The sequence below is a fragment of the Pseudomonas sp. GW821-FHT10B02 genome (assembly GCF_059415665.1).
On the sequence record NZ_JBWKNR010000020.1, the window covers coordinates 33,466 to 55,163 of the forward strand.

Annotated in this window: 3 protein-coding genes; all 3 read left to right on the top strand. The window is 66.0% G+C overall.

Annotated elements, in window-relative coordinates; all coding sequences use genetic code 11:
* The first annotated feature begins 85 nt into the window (after positions 1 to 85).
* Positions 86 to 7,828: an amino acid adenylation domain-containing protein gene (locus AC07OF_RS24455; RefSeq protein ID WP_495073594.1), complete on the top strand. Its 7,743-nt coding sequence runs from the start codon at positions 86 to 88 to the stop codon at positions 7,826 to 7,828.
* On the top strand, positions 7,821 to 20,210 hold the full coding sequence (locus AC07OF_RS24460; protein ID WP_495073595.1) for a non-ribosomal peptide synthase/polyketide synthase: 12,390 nt from the start codon (positions 7,821 to 7,823) through the stop codon (positions 20,208 to 20,210). Before AC07OF_RS24455 ends, AC07OF_RS24460 begins: the two co-directional genes overlap by 8 nt.
* Positions 20,211 to 20,212: 2 nt before the next feature.
* On the top strand, positions 20,213 to 21,698 hold a 1,486-nt coding region (locus AC07OF_RS24465; protein WP_495073596.1), incomplete at its 3' end, for a condensation domain-containing protein.

The following is a 21,698-nucleotide window of genomic DNA, read 5'->3' on the forward strand; positions in this document are numbered from 1 at the left end:
GTCGTTAATTTTCATTTGCGTTCATCCGTTTTTCTTTGACTACCGGGCCTGCAGGCTCGTTGTTCCCCTGGATGGATGAAAGTCGATGAATGCCGAAGATGCCCGCAAGCTTGCCCGCCGATTCATAGAGTTGCCGTTGGAAAAGCGCCGCATCTTTCTCCAGGGCCTGGCCCGTGAAGGGGTCGACTTCGCCCAGTTCCCGATTCCCGATCAGGTCGATGTGCCCGAGCGCGCGGGGCTGTCCTATGCCCAGCAGCGCATGTGGGTGTTGTGGCAGCTTGAGCCGCACAGTGGTGCCTACAACCTGCCCAGCGCCGTACGCCTGCAGGGCGCGCTGGATGTCCGGGCGCTGGAGCGGGCCTTTGCCAGCCTGGTGCAGCGTCATGAAACCTTGCGTACGGTGTTCGTTCAGCACGCCGACGATCGCCTTGGGCAGGCGCCGGCGCCGCACTGGCCGCAGGTCGAGCACCACGACCTGAGCGCCTTGGCGGTTGCCGAACGCGAGCAGCGCGTGCGCGCGTTGGCCGAACAGCAGTCGTTGCAGGCGTTCGATCTGGCGGCCGGGCCGCTGTTGCGCATTCATCTGCTGCGCCTGGCCGACGACGAGCATGTGTTGCTGCTGACCTTGCACCACATCGTCTCTGATGGCTGGTCGATGAATGTGCTGATCGAGGAATTCAGCCGCCTGTACATTGCCCATCAACAGGGGCGTGAGGCGCAGCTGGGTGCGCTGCCGATCCAGTACAGCGACTATGCCCTGTGGCAGCGCTGCTGGCTGGAGGCCGGGGAAAAGCAGCGGCAACTGGACTACTGGCGCGCGCAACTGGGCGAGGAGCATCCGCCGCTGGAACTGCCGCTGGATCACCCACGCCCGGCGCTGCCCAGCTATCGCGGGCGGCGCCATGCGTTCACCGTCGATACTGCCTTGGCCGCCGAGCTCAATGCTTTGGCACGGGCCCAGGGCGTGACCCTGTTCATGCTCCTGCTGGCGGGGTTCCAGGTGCTGCTGCTGCGCTACAGTGGCCAGGGCGACCTGCGCATCGGCGTGCCGATCGCCAACCGCAACCGCCGCGAGGTGGAAGGCCTGATCGGCTTTTTCGTCAACACCCAGGTATTGCGTTGCCAGCTCGACCCGCAGATGAGCGTCAGCCAGCTATTGGACCAGGTCAAGGACGCCGCCCTGGGCGCCCAGTCGCATCAGGACCTGCCGTTCGAACAACTGGTCGAAGCCTTCGCTATCGAGCGCAGCCTCAACCATAGCCCGCTGTTCCAGGTGATGTACAACCACCAGCCGCAGGTCGCCGACATCACCGGCCTGACCCTGGCTGACGGCTTGCAACTGAGCCCGCTGGACTGGCAGAGCCGCACCACCCAGTTCGACCTGAGCCTGGACACCTACGAGCAGGGCGGTCAGTTACGTGCGGCACTGACCTATGCCACTGACCTGTTCGACGCCGGCACCATCGAGCGCATGGGCCGCCATTGGCTGGCGCTGCTGCGCGGCATGCTCGCTGATCCGCAACAGCGCCTGGAGCAGTTGCCGATGCTGTCGGCGGCCGAGCACCAGCAGTGGGTTGTCGACTGGAACAACACCGGCGTCGACTACCCGCTGCAGCAGCCCTTGCACCAGCTGATCGAAGCCCAGGTCGAGCGCACGCCCGAAGCCACGGCGCTGTTGTTTGCCGAGCAGCAGCTGAGCTACCGCGAACTGAACCTGCGCGCCAACCGCCTGGCCCACCAGTTGCTGGCCGAGGGCGTCGGGCCGGACAGCCTGGTCGGTATCGCCATGGAGCGTTCGCTGGAGATGGTCGTGGGATTGCTGGCAATCCTCAAGGCCGGCGCCGCCTATGTGCCGTTCGATCCGGATTATCCGGCCGAGCGCCTGGCTTATATGGTCGAAGACAGTGGCGTGGCGCTGGTACTGACGCAGTCGGCACTGCTTGAGCGCCTGCCGCTGCAGGCGGTGCGCGTTCTGTCGCTCGACTGCCTGGACGGGCAGGGCTTTGCCGACAGCAACCCGGCCGTGACGGTCGACCCGCAGCAACTGGCCTATGTCATCTACACCTCCGGTTCCACCGGCCGTCCCAAGGGCGCGGGCAACAGCCATGCGGCGCTGGTCAATCGCCTGCTGTGGATGCAGCAGGCCTATGCCCTCGATGTCAGCGACACGGTCTTGCAGAAGACCCCGTTCAGCTTCGACGTCTCGGTGTGGGAGTTCTTCTGGCCGCTGTTGACCGGCGCGCGCCTGGCCCTGGCGGCGCCGGGTGAGCACCGTGAACCGGCCCGCCTGATCGCGACCATTCAGCGCTTCAACGTCAGCACCCTGCATTTTGTGCCGTCGATGCTCCAGGCCTTCATTCATGAAGCGGGCGTCGAGGCCTGCCGTGGCTTGCAACGTATCGTCTGCAGTGGCGAGGCGCTGCCGCTCGATGCCCAGCAACAGGTGTTCACCAAGCTGCCGCAAGCGCGGCTCTACAATTTGTACGGGCCGACCGAAGCGGCCATCGACGTCAGCCACTGGACCTGTGTCGACGAAGACCGCGACAGCGTGCCAATCGGCCTGCCGATCGCCAACCTGCGCACCTATGTCCTCGATGCCAGCCTGATGCCGGTGCCGCCAGGGGTTTCTGGGGAGCTGTACCTCGGCGGGCAGGGCCTGGCGCGCGGTTATCACCGGCGTCCGGCGTTGACCGCCGAGCGCTTTGTGGTGGACCCGCTAGGCAGTGGCGAGCGCCTGTACCGTACCGGCGACCGCGTGCGTCAGCGTGAAGACGGGGTGATCGAGTACCTGGGGCGCTTCGACCACCAGGTGAAAATTCGTGGTCTGCGCATCGAACTCGGTGAGATCGAAGCGCGCCTGGCCCAGCACGCGCTGGTGCGCGAGGCGGTGGTGCTGGCCCACAACGGCAAGCAGCTGGTCAGCTACCTGGTGCTCAATCAAGCCCCGGCAGACTGGCAACAGCAGCTCAAAGACTGGTTGCTGCTGGCCTTGCCCGAGTTCATGTTGCCGACCCATTTGCTGGCGCTGGAACGGCTGCCGCTGACCCCCAACGGCAAGCTCGACCGCAAGGCCCTGCCGCAGCCGGATGCCGTCGCGCAGGCGGCCTATGTGGCGCCGCAGACCGGCGTGCAACAGCAACTGGCGGCGATCTGGCAGGCGGTGCTGGGTGTCGAGCAGGTCGGTGTGGATGACAACTTCTTCGAGTTGGGTGGTGATTCGATCATCGCCATCCAGGTGGTCAGCCGGGCGCGGCAGGCCGGTTTGCAGTTCAATCCGCGAGACCTGTTCCAGTACCAGAGCGTGCGCAGCCTGGCCACGGTGGTCGGGCAGGGTGCTCAGGTTAAAGCCGAGCAGGGGCAGGTCAGTGGTGCGGTGTTGTTGACGCCGATCCAGCAGGCCTTCTTCGAGCAGACCATGGCCGTGCGCGGTCACTGGAACCAGTCGTTGCTGCTGACACCACGCCAGCCGCTTGATGCGGCCATGCTGCGTGAAGCCGTGCTCAAGCTGGTGCGCCAGCACGACGCCCTGCGCCTGCGTTTCGAACACGGCGCCGAGGGCTGGCAGCAATACCATGCCGATGGCGTCGATGCGGCCTGCTTTGACGTTCGGAACGTCCGTGATAGCGACGCCTTGGCAGCCCTGTGCGACGAGGTTCAGCGCAGTCTCGACCTGAGCCGTGGCCCGTTGCTGCGCGCCGTATTGGTGAACCTGGACGATGGCAGCCAGCGCCTGTTGCTGGTTATCCATCACCTGGTGGTCGATGGCGTGTCCTGGCGCATCCTCCTGGAAGACCTGCAACAGGCTTACCGTCAGCAAGTCCTGCCGGCCAAGACCAGCGCCTGGCAGACCTGGGCCGCACGTTTGCCGGCACTGGCGGATGCGCATGAAGCCGAGCTGGACTTCTGGCAGGCCCAGACCCTGGCCGACACGCTGCCAGTGGACAATCGCCAGGGCGATCTGAGCAACCGTTGCGGGCGTACCCTGGAGAGCCGTTTTGACGCCGACCTGACCCGCCAACTGCTGCAGGTGGCCCCGGCCGCCTACCGTACCCAGGTCAATGACCTGCTGCTGACCGCGCTGGCGCGGGTGATCGCGCGCTGGAGCGGACAACACGCGGCGCTGATCGAGCTGGAGGGGCATGGTCGCGAAGAGGTGTTCGACGACATCGACCTGTCGCGCACCGTGGGCTGGTTCACCACCCTGTTCCCACTACGCCTGACGCCGTGCGAAGGGCTGGGCGATTCGCTCAAGGCCATCAAGGAACAACTGCGCGCGGTGCCGGCACGCGGCCTGGGCTTCGGCCTGTTGCGCCACCTCGGCGCGCCGTCGGTGCGCGAACGTCTGGCGAGCCTGGCTGCGCCGCGTATCACCTTCAACTACCTCGGCCAGTTCGATCGCGAATTCGATGAGCAGGCGCTGTGGGCGCCAGCGCCCGAAAGCAGCGGCAAGGCCCAGCACGAGCAGGCGCCGCTGGGCAACTGGCTGACCCTGGAAGGGCAGGTATATGCCGGTGAACTGGCGCTGCGCTGGGGCTTCAGCGAGCAGATGTTCCAGCACTCGACCATCGCCGCGCTGGCCAGCGCCTATGAACAGGAACTACGGGCGCTGGTCGAGCACTGCTGCAGCCAGACCACAGTGCAGGCGACGCCGTCGGATTTCCCCCTGGCGCGGATCGACCAGGCCGGCCTGGATGCCTTGCCGGTAGCGCTGGCCGAACTGGACGATCTCTACGGCCTATCGCCAATGCAGCAGGGCCTGTTGTTCCATGGCCTGGTCGAGCAGGGCGCGGGCAGCTACATCAACCAGCTGCAGGTGCAGATCGACGGGCTCGATCCGCAACGTTTCCGCGCCGCCTGGCAAGCCACCCTGGACGCGCACGACATCCTGCGCAGCGGTTTCATCTGGCAGGGTGCGCTCGATCAGCCGGTGCAGGTGGTCTACAAACACGCCGAACTGCCGTTCGCCTGTCATGACTGGCGCGCACACGCAGCCGAGGAAACGGCGCTGCAGGCGTTGGCCGAAGAGGAGCGCGGTCGTGGTTTCGAGCTGCTGCGCGCACCGTTGCTGCGGGTGCTGCTGGTGCGTACCGGTGACGCGCGCTATCAGCTGATCTACACCCATCACCATGTGCTGATGGATGGCTGGAGCAACTCGCAGTTGCTCGGTGAAGTGCTGCAGCGCTATAGCGGTCAGACGCCGACCGCCCAGCCAGGGCGCTACCGCGACTACATCGGCTGGCTGCAACGCCAGGACGCGAGCCGCGACCAGGCGTTCTGGCGTGAGCGCCTGGCGCGGCTCGATGCCCCGACCTTGCTGGCACCGACTATCGCCACCCGGGTTCAAGGCAGTGGCCACGGTGATCATTACCGTAGCCTGGACGCAGCCGCCACCCAGCGCCTGAACAGCTTCGCCCGCGAGCAGAAGGTCACTCTCAACACCCTGGTGCAGGCAGCCTGGTTGCTGTTGCTGCAGCGCTATAGCGGCCAGCAGCAGGTCTGTTTCGGTGCCACCGTGGCCGGACGCCCGGCCGACCTGCCCGGGGTCGAACAGCAGATCGGCCTGTTCATCAATACCCTGCCGGTGATTGCCGGCGCTGCGCCGCTGCTGCCGGTGCGCCAGTGGCTGCAGGCCGTACAGGCCGAGAACCTGGCCTTGCGCGAGCACGAGCACACGCCGTTGGCGGATATCCAGCGCTGGGCCGGGCATGCCGGCGAGGCGTTGTTCGACAGCATTCTGGTGTTCGAGAACTACCCGCTGTCCGACGCCTTGGACCAAGGCGCGCCCGAGGGGCTGGTGTTCGGTCAGGTGCGCAACAGCGAGCAGACACATTTCCCGCTGACTGTGCTGATCACCCTCGGCAGCACCCTCAACCTGCAGTTCAGTTATGCACGCAATGCCTTCGACGCGCGCAGCGTCGAGCAGCTCGGCGAGCAGTTGCTGGGCTTGCTGGAACAGATGTCCGCCAACCCGGAAATGCCGGTGGGCGAACTCGACCTGATTGGTGCGGCGGCGCGCCAGCAACAGTTGCTCGAGTGGAATCGCACGGCCCTCGACTACCCGCTGGAGCGCTGCATCCACCAGCAGATCGAACGGCGCGCGGCGGCCAACCCTGACGCCCTGGCGCTGATCGATGGCGAGCAGCACTTCAGCTACCAGCAGATCAATGCCCGCGCCAACCAGTTGGCCCATCGCCTGATCGAACTGGGTGTCGGGCCGGAGGTGCGCGTCGGTGTCGCCTTGCCGCGCTCGGTGCAGCTGTTGACCGCGCTGCTGGCGGTGCTCAAGGCCGGGGGCACCTATGTGCCGCTGGACCCGGACTACCCGGCCGAGCGTGTGGCCTACATGCTCGAAGACAGCCAGGCCAAGGTATTGCTGACCCTGGCGCAGGTGCTTGAGGTCCAGGCGGGTGTGCAGACCGTGTATGCCGACCAGTTCGAGGACTACCCGCAGCACAACCCCGAGACCCGGGTGTGCGCGCAGAACCTGGCGTACGTGATCTACACCTCCGGTTCCACCGGCAAGCCCAAGGGCGTGGCCATCGCCCACCGCAACGTCCTGGCGCTGATCCAGTGGACCCAGGAGGTCTACAGCCAGGACGCGCTGCAAGGGGTGCTGGCCTCGACCTCGGTGTGCTTCGACCTGTCGGTGTGGGAGTTGTTCGTGACCCTGGCCTGCGGTGGTTCGCTGGTGATGGCGCGCAACGCCCTGGCGCTGCCGGAGCTGCCGGCACGCCATCTGGTGCGGCTGATCAATACTGTGCCGTCGGCGATCAATGCCCTGGCGCGCGCCGGACAGATTCCGGACGGCGTGCGCATCATCAACCTGGCCGGCGAACCGCTGAAGCAGACGCTGGTGGACACCCTGTACCAGCTGCCGTCGATCCGTCACGTCTACGACCTGTACGGGCCGTCGGAAGACACCACCTACTCGACCTGGACCCGGCGCGAGGCGGGCGGTCGCGCGGCGATCGGCCGGCCGCTGGCGAATACCGCGGGGTACGTACTCGACGCTCAGCTGCAACCGCTGCCCCAGGGCCTGGCGGGGGAGCTGTACCTGGCCGGCGCCGGCATCACTCGCGGCTACCTGCTGCGCCCGGGGCTGACTGCCGAGCGCTTCGTGCCCAACCCGTTCGCCACTGACGGCGAGCGGATGTACCGCAGTGGCGACCTGACCCGCTATCGCGAGGATGGCGTGCTGGAGTACGTCGGGCGCATCGACCATCAGGTCAAGCTGCGCGGCTTCCGTATCGAACTGGGTGAGATCGAAACCTGCCTGCTGGCCCAGCCCGGCGTGCGCGAGGCGGTGGTGCTGGCAGTCGAACAGCAGCTGCTCGGCTATGTGGTCAGCGACGATCAAGCACTGTCGCTCGATGCGCTCAAGGCCGCGCTGCGTCAACGCCTGCCCGAATACATGGTGCCCGCACAACTGCTGCGCCTGGCGCAGCTGCCGCTGACCCCCAACGGCAAACTCGACCGCAAAGCCCTGCCGCAGCCTGGCAGTGGCCGCGACCCGGCCGCCTACCGCGCACCGCAAAGCGCACTGGAACAGCAACTGGCAGCGATCTGGGAGGAAGTGCTGCAGGTGCAGCGCGTTGGCCTGGACGACGACTTCTTCGAACTGGGCGGGCATTCGCTGCAGTTGGTGATGCTGCAGTCACGGCTGCGCTCGGCCTTCGCTACGGATATGCAACTCAAGGATTTCCAGGGCCTTCGCCGCTTCGAAGACCTGGCTACCTACTTACACAGCACCACGTCCGATGACGGCCTGGGGGCGGAGCTCGACCTGATTTTCGGCGCGCTCGACGAACTGGAGGAAAACAATGCTTAAGCACAGCCCCGCACGCACCGAGGAACTGCTCGCCCGCATCAAGGGCCTGGACAGCGACAAGCGCCAGCAACTGTTCACCCGCCTGCAGCAGATGGGCATCAGTGTCGCCCGGCTGCCGATCGTTGCCGCCAGCGACAGCGGGCCGGCGCCGGTGTCTTTCGCCCAGCAGCGCCAGTGGTTCCTCTGGCAGCTGGAGCCACAGGGGTGTGCCTACAACATTCCGGCGGCGCTGCGCCTGCGCGGGCCGTTGCAAGTCGAGGCGCTGCAGCGCAGCCTGAGCGCCCTGACCGAACGCCAGGCGAGTCTGCGCACGACCTTCATCGAGATCGGCGACAGCTTGCAACAAGGGCTGGACGAAGGCGCCCAGGCGATTCTGCACCTGGAGCAACGCCCGCTGCCCGAAGCGCAGCGCCAGGCTGCCGCCGAACAGTGTATTGCCGCCGAGCTGGCGCAACCGTTCGACCTCGCCGCCGGCCCGCTGTGGCGGGTGCGGCTGGTGCGCTTCGGCGCCGATGATCATTTGCTGCTGATGACCCTGCACCATGTGATCAGCGATGGCTGGTCGATGACCTTGCTGGTCGAGGAACTGCTGGCGCTGTATGCGGCCATCAGCCAGGGCCAGGACGCGCAGTTGCCGCCGCTGCCGATCCAGTACAGCGACTATGCCCGCTGGCAGCGCGAGTGGATGGCCTCCGGCGAGCGTGAGCGCCAACTGGCTTACTGGACCGAGGCGCTTGGCGCTACCCAGCCAGTACTGGAGTTGCCCACCGATCATCCGCGGCCGTTGCGCCAGAGCTATCGCGGCGCGCGCTTCAATGTGCCGATCAGCGCAGCACTGGGCACTGCAGTGCGAGAACTTGCACAACGCGAGGGAGTGACGCCGTTCATGCTCCTGCTGGCGTCGTTCCAGGTGTTGCTGCATCGCTACAGCGGCCAGCGCGACATCCGCGTCGGCGTGCCGACGGCCAACCGCAACCGCCTGGAAACCGAGCGCCTGATCGGCCTGTTCGTCAACACCCAGATCCTGCGTGCCGAGCTCAGCGGCGAGCAGTCGTTCCGCGACCTGCTGCGCCAGGTCGAGCTGGCGGCGCTGGGCGCCCAGGCCCATCAGGACTTGCCCTACGAGCAACTGGTCGAGGCCCTGCAGCCGGAGCGCAGCCTCAGCCACAACCCGCTGTTCCAGGTCATGTACAACCACCAGAACGCCAGTGGCCCGTCAGCGATTCACCCGCTGGCCGGGTTGCAGGTCCAAGGGCTGGAGCTGGACAACCACACCGCGCAACTGGACCTGACCCTGGAAACCTACGATCAGCGCGATGGTTTCAGCGCCGTGCTGGTGTATGCCTGCGATCTGTTCGAGGCCGCCACGATTGAGCGCATGGCCGGGCACTGGCTGTGTTTGCTCGAAGGCATCGTCGCCAACCCGGCATCGGCGATTGCCGAACTGCCGTTGCTGTCGCCTGCCGAGCAGCAGCAAATCTGCGTGGAGTGGAACGCCGACTATTCGGCCTATGACACCCAGAGCAGCATTCCGGCCGCGATCCAGGCGCAAGCGGCTGCGCAGCCGCAGGCGCTAGCTTTGACTGCCGGTACCCGCACTTTCACTTATGCCGAACTCAACGCCTGGTCCAACCGCCTGGCCCGCCAGCTGGTCAGCCTCGGCGTCGGCCCGGAGGTGCGGGTTGGCGTGGCCATGGAGCGCAGCAGCGAAATGATCGTCGCCTTGCTGGCGGTGCTCAAGGCGGGCGGCGCCTATGTGCCGCTGGACCCGGATTACCCGGCCGAACGCGTGGCTTACATGCTCGAAGACAGCCAGGCACGGATCCTCCTGACCCAGGCGGCGCTGGTCGATGCGCTGCCGCCGAGTCAGGCTCAGGTGCTGCTGGTCGATCCGCAAGGGCAGGGGCTGGAAGCCTATGCTGACGATGACCTGCCTCCGCGCGCCGCCGCCGACAATCTGGCCTATGTGATCTACACCTCCGGCTCCACCGGCAAGCCCAAGGGCGTGGCCATCGCTCATCGCAACGTGCTGGCACTGATCCACTGGAGCCAGCAGGTTTATAGCCAGGCCGATCTGCAAGGGGTGCTGGCGTCGACCTCGGTGTGCTTCGACCTGTCGGTCTGGGAGATTTTCGTCACCCTGGCCAGCGGCGGTTCGATCGTGCTGGCGCGTAATGCTCTGGAGCTACCGGAGCTGGCCGCGCGTGACCAGGTGCGCCTGATCAACGGCGTGCCGTCGGCGGTCACCGCCTTGCAGCGCGCCGGGCAGATTCCGCCGGGTGTGCGCATCATCAACATGGCTGGCGAGCCGCTGAAGCAGGGGCTGGTCGATGCCCTGTATGCCTCGCCGAGCGTCGAACACGTCTACGACCTGTACGGCCCGTCGGAAGACACCACTTACTCGACCTGGACCCGCCGCACCGCAGGCGGCCGGGCCAATATTGGTCGACCGATTTGCAACACCAGCAGCTATATCCTCGATGGCCAGCTGCAGCCGGTGCCACAAGGCGTGGCCGGTGAGCTGTATCTGGCGGGCGAAGGCATTACTCGCGGCTACCTGTTCCGTCCGGGGCTGACGGCGGAGAAGTTCGTGCCCAACCCGTTCGGCGGCGCGGGTGAGCGCCTGTACCGCACCGGTGATCTGACCCGTTATCGCCCGGACGGGGTGATCGAATACGTCGGGCGCATCGACCATCAGGTGAAGATCCGTGGTTTCCGGATCGAGCTGGGTGAAATCGAGGCGCGCCTGTTGCAGCAGCCGGAAGTACGCGAGGGTGTGCTGCTGGCAGTGGAAGGCGCCAGTGGTCAACAGCTGGTCGGTTATGTGGTGCCGCGTGACGGCGTACCGGCAGCTGACGAGCAACCGCGCCTGCGCGAAAGCCTTCGCACGGCGCTACGCACAACTTTGCCTGACTACATGGTCCCGGCACATATCCTGTTCCTCGACGCCTTGCCGCTGACCCCCAACGGCAAGCTCGATCGCAAGGCTTTGCCAGCGCCGGACGCCAGCCAGGTGCAACACACTTATGTGGCGCCACAAAGCGAACTGGAACAACGCATCGCCGCGATCTGGCAAGACGTGCTGAAGCTGGAGCGGGTCGGCCTGAGCGACAACTTCTTCGAACTCGGTGGCGACTCGATCGTCTCGATGCAGGTGGTCAGCCGCGCGCGACAGGCGGGGATCCGCTTCAGCCCCAAAGAGCTGTTCGAGTATCAGACCGTGCAAGGGCTGGCCAGTGTCGCGCGGATGGGCGAGGAGGGCGCTGGCATCGACCAGGCGCCAGCCAGCGGCAGCGCTTTGCTGCTGCCGTTGCAGGCCGCTTTTTTCGACACCGACATCCCCGAGCGTCACCACTGGAACCAGTCGGTGTTGCTCAAGCCGCTGCAAGCGTTGCAGGCCGACATGCTGGAACAGGCGTTGCAGGCCGTGCTGGCGCACCACGATGCCCTGCGCCTGCGCTTTACCGAGCAGGACGGCCAATGGCAGGCGCAGTTCGCGCCGCTGTCGAGCGAGCAACCAGTGCTGTGGCAGGCGCAACTGAACGATATCGCCGAGTTGCAGGCGCTGGGCAACGAAGCCCAGGCCAGCCTCAACCTGCAGAACGGTCCGCTGCTGCGCGCGGTGCTGGCGACCCTGGCCGATGGCGAACAACGCCTGTTGCTGGTGATCCATCACCTGGCGGTGGACGGCGTGTCCTGGCGGGTCCTGCTGGAAGACTTGCAGGGCCTTTATCAGCAGCTTCAGCACGGGCGTGCGCCCGCGCTGCCGGCCAGGACCACGTCGGTCAAAGTCTGGGCCGAGCGTTTGCAGGCCCAGGCTCGCGACGTGCTGCCAGCGCAAGAACTGGCCTACTGGTGTGAACAGCTTGCAGGCGCCGCCGAGGTGCTGCCGGGCGCCGATGCCAGCGCCGGGCGCCAGTACCAACAGGCGGCCAGCGTGCATACCCGCCTCGACCGCGAGCTGACCCGCCAGTTGCTGCAGGACGCGCCAGCGGCCTATCGCACCCAGGTCAACGACCTGCTGCTGACCGCCCTGGCGCGGGTGATCACGCGCTGGACCGGTGCCGAATCGGCGCCGGTGCAGTTGGAAGGTCATGGCCGCGAGGCGCTGTTCGACGACATCGACCTGACCCGCACCGTCGGCTGGTTCACCAGCCTGTACCCGCTCAAGTTGACCCCGGCAGCGGACCTGGCGGCATCGATCAAAGGCATCAAGGAGCAACTGCGCGCGGTGCCGAACAAAGGCAGTGGCTTCGCCGCCTTGCGTTACCTGGGTGAAGAGCCGGTGCGCCAGCGGCTGGCGGCCTTGCCGATGCCGCGTATCACCTTCAACTACCTGGGCCAGTTCGACAGCAGTTTCCAGGCCCAGGGCGACAGCCTGTTCGTGCCCAGCGGTGAAAATGCCGGGGCCGAGCAGAGCCTTGAAGCGCCGCTGGGCAATGACCTGAGCCTCAACGGCCAGGTGTTTGCCGGCGAGCTGGACATGACCTGGACCTTCAGCCGCCAGCAGTTCGATCCAACCATCCTCCAGGCTCTGGCAGACGATTACGCCAGTGAACTGCGGCTGCTGGTCGAGCACTGCCTGCAACCGGCGTCGCGGGGCGTGACGCCGTCGGACTTCCCGCTGGCCGGGTTGACTCAGCAGCAGCTGGATCGCTTGCCGGTTGCGGCCGAGCAACTGGAAGACCTCTATCCGCTGGCGCCGATGCAGCACGGCATGCTGTTCCACAGCCTCTACGAGCAGGGCAGCGCCGACTACCTCAACCAGATGCGCCTGGACGTCGAAGGGCTCGATCCCGGGCGTTTCGCCCAGGCCTGGCAGGACGCCGCGCAGGCCCATGGCATGCTGCGTACCGGCTTTATCTGGGAAGGCCTCGAACAGCCGGTGCAAGTGGTGTGGCGCCAGGTGCGCATACCGTTCAGCAGCCTCGACTGGCGAGAGCGCGATGCCTCGCAGGCCGCCCTCGATGCGCTCGCCGCCAGCGAACTGGCCGCCGGTTTCGAGATGGACCGGGCGCCGCTGGTGCGCCTGGTGGTGGTGCGCGTGGATGACCGCCGCCATCACCTGATCTACACCCATCACCACATGCTGATGGATGGCTGGAGCAACACCCAATTGCTCGGCGAAGTGCTGCAGCGATACGCCGGCCTCGCACCGAACGTCGGCAGTGGGCGCTACCGCGATTACATCGCCTGGCTGCAACGCCAGGACCGGCAGGCCGGCAATGCTTTCTGGACGCAACAACTGAGCGCCTTGCAGCAGCCAGCGCTCCTCGCCCAGGCAGTACCGCGGGTGGCCGGCGTGGCGGCGGCTCAGGGCGAATTCAGCCAGGCCCTGGAGGCCCGTCAGACCGAGCGCCTGGCGGCCTTCGCGCGGCAGCAGAAAGTCACCGTCAACACCCTGGTGCAGGCGGCCTGGTTGCTGCTGTTGCAACGCTATACCGGCCAGGACTGCGTGGCCTTCGGAGCCACCGTGGCCGGTCGCCCGGTCGAGCTCAAGGGCGTAGAGCAACAGATCGGCCTGTTCATCAATACCCTGCCGGTCATTGCCTCGGTGCCGGGGCGCAGCCAGGTCGGCGACTGGTTGCGGGTGCTGCAAGCGCACAACCTGGCCTTGCGCGAGTACGAGCACACGCCACTGGCGGATATCCAGCGCCTGACCGGGCAGGGCTCGGAAGCGCTGTTCGACACCTTGCTGGTGTTCGAGAACTACCCGGTTTCCGAAGCCTTGCAGCAGGCGCCAGCGGGGCTGCGTTTCGCGCAGGTGCACAACCGCGAACAGACCAATTATCCATTGGCCTTGTCGGTGAACCTGGCCGATACCCTGAGCCTGCATTACCGCTATACCGCGCCGCAATTCAGCGCGGCGGCGATCACCACGCTGCACGGGCATCTGCAGCGACTGTTGCTGGCGCTGGTGGAAGATCCGCAGGCGCGGGTGATGGACCTGTCGATGCTGGCTGCCGAGGAGCGTGGGCAGTTGCTTGAAGGCTGGAACGCCACTGAGCGTGCGTATCCATTGCAGCAGTCGGTGCAGGCGCTGATCGAGCAACAGGTCGAGCGGGCGCCACAAGCCATTGCTTTGCTGTTCGGCGGGCAACAACTGAGCTATGCCGAACTCAATGCCCAGGCTAACCGCCTGGCCCATCGCCTGATCGAAATCGGTGTGGGCCCGGATGTGCTGGTCGGCATCGCCGCCGAGCGCAGTCTGGAGATGGTCATCGGCCTGCTCGCGGTGCTCAAGGCCGGTGGCGCCTATGTGCCGCTCGATCCGGAATACCCGCAAGAGCGCTTGAGCTACATGATCGAGGACAGCGGCATCCATCTGCTGCTGACTCAGCAACATCTGCATGAGCAACTGCCGGTTCCGGCTTCGGTCGAAGTCTTGCTGCTGGAACAGGACCTGAGCGGCTACCCGACACATAACCCGGAGGTGGACGTGGCCGAGGAAAACCTCGCCTACGTGATCTACACCTCGGGTTCCACCGGCAAACCGAAGGGTGCGGGCAACCGTCATTCGGCACTGACCAACCGCCTGTGCTGGATGCAGGAAGCTTATGCGCTGGACGCCAGTGACACCGTGCTACAGAAAACCCCGTTCAGCTTCGACGTGTCGGTGTGGGAGTTCTTCTGGCCGTTGATGACTGGCGCGCGCCTGGCGATTGCCGGGCCGGGTGAGCACCGTGATCCGGCGCGCCTGCTGCAACTGATCGAGCTGCATCAGGTCAGCACGCTGCACTTTGTGCCGTCGATGCTGCAGGTGTTCCTGCTCGATGAGCGGGTGCATGAGGCGCGCAGCCTCAAGCGCATCATCTGCAGTGGCGAAGCCTTGCAGGTCGATGCCCAGCAGCAGGTGTTCGCCAAACTGCCGCAGGCCAGGCTGTACAACCTCTATGGTCCGACCGAAGCCGCCATCGACGTCACCCACTGGACCTGCCGCGAAGAGAGCAGCGACACGGTGCCGATCGGTCAGCCGATTGCCAATCTGGCCACCTATATTCTCGACCCTGAGCTGGGCCCGGTCCCGGCCGGCGTCATCGGTGAGCTGTACCTGGGCGGTGAAGGCCTGGCCCGTGGTTACCACCGTCGCCCCGGTCTTACTGCCGAACGCTTCATGGTCAGCCCGTTCGGCAACGGCGAACGCCTGTATCGCACCGGTGACCTGGCGCGCTATCGCCCTGACGGGGTGATCGAATACGCCGGGCGCATCGACCATCAGGTGAAGATCCGTGGTCTGCGTATCGAGCTGGGCGAGATCGAGGCACGGTTGTTCGAACAGGCCGAAGTCCGCGAGGCCGTGGTGCTGGCCATGGACCTGCTCGGCAGCCAACAGCTGGTCGGCTATGTGGTGCCAAGCGCTGAGGGTATCGACGCCGAGCAACTCAAGGCGCGCCTGAAAGCGCACCTGCCGGACTACATGGTGCCGAGCCAGTGGGTGTTACTCGAAAAACTGCCGCTGAGCCCCAACGGCAAGCTGGAACGCAAGGCGTTGCCTCGGCCCGATGTCAGTCAGGCCCAGCAAGCCTACGTGGCGCCACAGTCCGAGCTGGAGCAACAGATCGCCGCAATCTGGCAGGACGTGCTGCGCGTCGAACGCGTCGGTGCCAACGACAACTTCTTCGAACTCGGCGGCGACTCGATCATCTCCATCCAGGTCGTCAGCCGCGCGCGCCAGCAAGGGATTCGTTTCACCCCGAAAAACCTGTTCGAACACCAGACGGTCAGGGCGCTGGCCAGTGTTGCCGAGCAGGGCGTCGGCACCGCGCAGATCGACCAGGGCCCGGTGACCGGTGAAACCTTGCTGTTGCCGTTCCAGCAGGCGTTCTTCGAGATGGCGATCCCCGAGCGGCAGCACTGGAACCAGTCAGTGCTGCTCAAACCCCTGGAACCGCTGAACCCGGCATGGCTGCAGGAGGCGCTGGATATGCTGGTCGAGCACCACGACGGCTTGCGCCTGCGCTTTGCCGAGGTCGATGGCCAGTGGCAGGCGCATCACGCGCAGCCTGGCCAGGCGGCCAGCCTGACCTTGGCCGAGGTTGCGGACGGCGAGGCGCTGACGCTCCGTGCCAGCGAACTGCAACGTGGCCTCGACCTTGCCCAGGGCCCGCTGCTGCGTGCGCTGCTGGCAACGCTGGGCAATGGCGAGCAGCGCCTGCTGCTGGTCGCCCATCACCTGGTGGTGGACGGCGTGTCCTGGCGCATCCTGCTGGAAGACCTGCACCTGGCCTATCAACAGCGTGCAGCCGGGCAATCGGTGGTATTGCCGGCCAAGACCACCTCGTTCAAGGACTGGGCCGCTCAGCTGCAGGCGTATGCCCGCAGCGCCGAGCGCCAAGCGGCGTTGCAGTACTGGACGCAGCAGTTGCAAGGCTGCAACGCCGAACTGCCGGTCGCGCGCGCCGAAGGCAGTCTGCAGCACAACCAGGCGCTAACCCTGTATTCGCGTCTGGACAGCCAGACCACCCGGCAATTGCTGCAGGACGCACCGGGTGCCTACCGCACCCAGGTCAACGACCTTTTGCTCACCGCCTTGGCACAAGTCATCGGCGCCTGGAGCGGGCGCCAGGACGTGCTGGTTCAGCTCGAAGGGCATGGCCGCGAAGCCGTCAATGACAGCCTCGACCTGAGCCGCAGTGTCGGCTGGTTCACCAGCCTGTTCCCGGTGCGCCTGAGCGCGAGCGCCGACATCGGCAGCTCGATCAAACACATCAAGGAGCAACTGCGGGCCTTGCCGGGCAATGGCCTGGACTTCGCCGCCCTGCGTTATCTGGGGGATGAAACCAGCCGCTCGGCCCTGGCCGGGCTGCCAGTGCCGCGTATCACCTTCAATTACCTCGGCCAGTTCGACAGCAGCTTTGCCAGTGAGCAGGTGCTGTTCGTGCCGGTCGATGAGCCACGCGGCGAGGAACTGAATGACCAGGCGCCACTGGGCAACTGGCTGACCCTCAATGGCAGCGTCTATGGCGGGCAACTGAGCATCGGCTGGACCTTCAGCCGGGCCATGTTCGACGACGCGACCATCCAGAGCCTGGCCGACGCCTATACCCAGGCGCTGCAGTCCCTGGTCGAGCATTGCCTGCAACCCGGCGCCCAAGGCGCGACGCCGTCCGACTTCCCGCTGGCGGCACTCGATCAGCGTCAGCTGGACGGCCTGGGGCTGGCACTGGAGCAGGTCGAGGACCTCTTCCCGCTGTCGCCGATGCAGCAGGGCATGCTCTTTCACACCCTCTACGAAAAGGCCGCCGGCGACTACATCAACCAGATGCGCCTGAACGTCGATGGCCTCGACCCCGAGCGTTTCCGTCAGGCCTGGCAGGCGGCGCTGGATGCCCATGACATCCTGCGCACCGGCTTCACCTGGCAGGGCGAGCTGGCGCAACCGCTGCAGATTGTCTACAAACAGCGGCAGTTGCCGTACCGCCTGCTCGACTGGCGTGACCGCCCCGACCGCGACGCGGCACTGGCGGAGCTGGCCGCAGAAGAGCTGCAGCAAGGCTTCGATCTGGCGCAGGCACCGTTGTTGCGCCTGGTGCTGGTGCGCAGCGAGGAACAGCGCTACCACGTGCTGTACACCTGCCACCACATTCTCATGGACGGCTGGAGTGCCTCGCAGCTGCTCGCCGAGGTGCTGCAGCGCTACGCCGGCGAACAACCGCTGCAGGCCGCTGGCCGTTACCGCGACTATATCGGCTGGCTGCAGGCTCAGGACCGTGAAGTCACCGAGGCCTTCTGGACCCGGCAACTGGCTGCGCTGGAATCGCCGACCCGCCTGGCCGACACCTTTATCGGCACGGCGCTGGCAGCGCAGCCGGGCGCGGTCGTCGCCCACGACAGCCTGATGGTCAACCTGACGGCAGCGCAGACCCAGCACCTGAATGCGTTCGCCCGCGGCCACAAAGTCACCCTCAACACCTTGCTCCAGGCCGCCTGGCTGTTGCTGTTGCAACGCTATACCGGCCAGCAGACCCCGTGTTTCGGCGCCACCGTGGCCGGCCGTCCGGCCGAGCTAAAGGGCGCGATGCAGCAGCTGGGGCTGTTCATCAACACCTTGCCGGTGATCGCCAGCCCACGTGCCGAGCAGAGTATCGAGCACTGGTTGCAGGCGGTGCAGGACAGCAACCTGGCCCTGCGCGAACATGAACACACGCCGTTGTTCGAGATTCAGCGCTGGGCCGGGCAGGGCGCGCAAGCGCTGTTCGACAGCATCCTGGTGTTCGAGAACTATCCGGTCTCCCAGGCCCTCGCCGAGGCCAGCCCGGCCGGCTTGCATTTCGAACTGTTGGCCAACCACGAACAGACCAACTACCCGCTGGTGCTGGCGGTCAACCTGGGGCAGACCCTGAACCTGCACTACAGCTTCAACCTCGCGCATTTCAGCGCTCGGGCCATTGCCCAGCTCAACCGGCACTTGCTGCACGTGCTCGAACAGCTGAGCGCCGAGCAGGCACCGCGCAATCTCGGCCAGATCCAGCTGCTGCCAGACAGCGAACGCGAGCAGTTGCTGCACCGCTGGCAGCCGTGCGCGGCCGAGTGGGCAGGGCAGCAGCCGGTGCACCTGGCGATTGCCGAGTGGGCGCGCAAGACACCCGACGCGGTGGCCCTGTACTTCGCCGACCAGCACATGACCTACGCCGAGCTGGACGCCCAGGCCAACGCCTTGGCGCATGAATTGCGCGCCCGAGGGGTGGGTGCGGAACAGCGGGTGGGCGTGGCGCTGCCGCGCTCGATGCAGATGATTGTCAGCTTGCTGGCCGTACACAAGGCCGGTGCCGCCTATGTGCCGCTCGATCCGCAATACCCGGCCGAGCGCCTGGCCTACCTGATGGGCGACTCGGCGATGGTGTTGTTGCTCAGCCATTCGCAACTGACCGGGCTGCCGGTGCCGGACGAACTGGCGGTAGTGAACGTCGACAGCCTCGACCTGAGCCGCTGGCCGACCCATGCGCCGCAGGTGCAGGTGCTGCCGCAGCACCTGGCCTACGTCATCTACACCTCCGGCTCCACCGGCCAGCCCAAGGGCGTGGCAGTCGAGCACGGGCCGATGGCCATGCATTGCCGGGCAATCGGTGAGCGTTATGAGATGAGCGCGGGCGATTGCGAACTGCATTTCATGTCGTTTGCCTTCGACGGTGCCCATGAGCGCTGGCTGACCACCCTGACCCATGGCGGGCGTCTGCTGATCCGCGACGACAGCCTGTGGACGGCGCAGTACACCTACGAGGCGATGCGCAGGTTCAAGGTCAGTGTCGCCGCCTTCCCGCCATTGTATTTGCAGCAACTGGCCGAACACGCCGAGCGCGACGGCAACCCGCCGCCGGTGCGCATTTACTGCTTCGGCGGCGACGCAGTGCCGAACGCCAGTTTCGAACTGGCCAAACGGGCGTTGCGCCCGCAGTACATCATCAACGGCTACGGCCCGACCGAGACTGTGGTGACACCACTGATCTGGAAGGCCGGCCCGCAGGATCAGTGCGCCGCGGCCTATGCGCCGATCGGCACGCGTATCGGCGAGCGCAGCGCGCAGGTGCTCGACAGCGACCTCGACCTGTTGCCGGTCGGCTTGCCCGGCGAGCTGTACCTGGGTGGCAGCGGGGTGGCCCGCGGCTATCTGGACCGGCCGGGGCTGACCGCCGAACGCTTCGTCCCGGACCCGTTCGCTGACGGTGCGCGGGTCTATCGCAGCGGCGACCTGGTGCGCCAGCGCGACGATGGCGTGATCGATTACCTGGGGCGTATCGACCATCAGGTGAAGATCCGTGGCTTCCGTATCGAACTCGGTGAAATCGAGGCGCGCCTGCAGGCACTGCCACCGGTCCGCGAGGCGGTGGTGGTGGCCCGCGACAGCGCCAACGGGCCGCAACTGGTGGCTTACCTGCTGGCCGAGGAGGCGGGCCTGGCCGACGCCGATGCCGCCACCCAGGCCGGAGCGCGCGATGCCGTGCGGCTGGCGCTCAAGCAGCAGTTGCCGGCGTACATGGTGCCGAGTCACCTGGTGTTCCTGAACCGCTTCCCGTTGACCCCCAACGGCAAACTCGACCGCAAGGCCCTGCCAGAACCCGAGTCGCAAGGCTCGCTGGCGGCCTACCAGGCGCCGACCAGTGCCCTGCAATGCCAGATCGCCGCGATCTGGCAGGAGGTATTGAAGGTGCCGCAGGTCAGCCTCGGCGACAACTTCTTCGAACTGGGCGGGCATTCGTTGCTGGCCACCCAGGCCACCGCGCAATTGCAACTGCAGTTGGGTGGCGAACTGGCGCTGGACCTGCTGTTCCGCACCCAGACGATGGGGGAATACGCCGAGGCAGTCGCCGCCGGCGTCAGTGCCCCTGGTGAGGACGATTTGAGCGATATGTTTGATTTTATGGCGGAACTGGAGGCGAACTGAGAATGACCGCACTGGATAACAGCGCCCTGGTTGAACGCTTCATCCGCCTGCCGGATGCGCAACGCAAGGCTTTCTACGACAAACTCGCGGCGCGTGGCATGAGCCTGGCGCAGCTGCCGATTCCGGCGCTGCGCGCGACCTGCCCACGGCTGCCGTTGTCTTATGCCCAGCAACGGCAATGGTTCATCTGGCAAATGGAGCCCGAAGGCAGCACCTACAACCTGCCAGTGACCCTGCGCTTGCGTGGCGCGCTCGATGTGCAGGCGTTGCAGCGCAGCGTCGAGGCGCTGCTGGCGCGCCACGAAACCCTGCGCACCTGTTTTGCCGAAGACGAGCAGGGAGCCTGGCAGATCATCCAGGCACCGGCGCCGGTACGGCTTGAGGTCGAGGATGTGCTACCGACAGGCGATCAGACGGCGCTGATCAAGGCATTTGTCGAGCGCGAGGGCCTGCGCCCGTTCGACCTGCGCCAAGGGCCACTGCTGCGGCTCAAGCTGTTGCGTCTGGCAGCCGACGACCACGTGCTGGCCCTGACCCTGCATCACATCGTCTCCGATGGCTGGTCGATGCAGGTCATGGTCGATGAGCTGGTGCAGCTGTACGCCGCTTGCAGCGAAGGGCGCGAGGTGGCGCTTGCGCCGTTGCCGATCCAGTACGCCGACTACGCCTTGTGGCAGCGGGCGTGGATGGAGGCGGGGGAGCAGACGCGGCAACTGGGCTACTGGCTCGAGCAGCTGCAAGGTGATCAGGCACTGCTGGAACTGCCCACTGATCACCCACGCCCTGGCCTGCGCAGCTCGCGTGGCGCGCGGCTTGAGGTGGCTTTGCCAGCGGCACTGTCCGAGGCGCTCGCGGCCCTGGCCCGGCGTTGCGGGGTGACGCCGTTCATGCTGCTGCTGGCCTCGTTCGAAGTGCTGTTGTACCGCTACAGCGGCCAGGGCGATATCCGCGTCGGGGTGCCGGTGGCCAACCGCAATCGCGCTGAAACCAAAGGCCTGATCGGCTTTTTCGTCAATACCCAGGTACACCGCTGCCAGCTCGATCCGCGCGAGGCGTTCAGTGCCTTGCTGCAACGGGTCAAGCACACGGCGCTGCAGGCCCAGGCGCACCAGGACCTGCCGTTCGAGCAACTGGTCGAAGCCCTGCAACCGCAGCGCAGCCTCAGCCACACGCCGCTGTTCCAGGTGATGTTCAACCACCAGAGCCAGGCCCGTGGCGAGCAGTCGACGCTGCACCTGGCGCAGCTGCGGGTGGAAAGCGTTGACTGGGAAGTGCAGAGTGCGCAATTCGACCTGACCCTGGATACCTTCGAGGGCAGCCACGGCCTGAGCGCCTCGCTGACCTATGCCACCGACTTGTTCGACGCGACCACTGTCGCCCGCATGGCGCAGCATTGGCGCAACCTGCTGGCGGCGATCATCGCCGAGCCGACGGCGGCGATTGCCGATCTGCCGATGCTGGCTGTCGAGGAACGTACGCAGTTGCTTG

Coding starts and splice junctions, on each gene's coding strand:
- AC07OF_RS24455 (WP_495073594.1), top strand. CDS start 86: ATGAATGCCGAAGATGCCCGCAAGCTTGCCCGCCGATTCATAGAGTTG.
- AC07OF_RS24460 (WP_495073595.1), top strand. CDS start 7,821: ATGCTTAAGCACAGCCCCGCACGCACCGAGGAACTGCTCGCCCGCATC.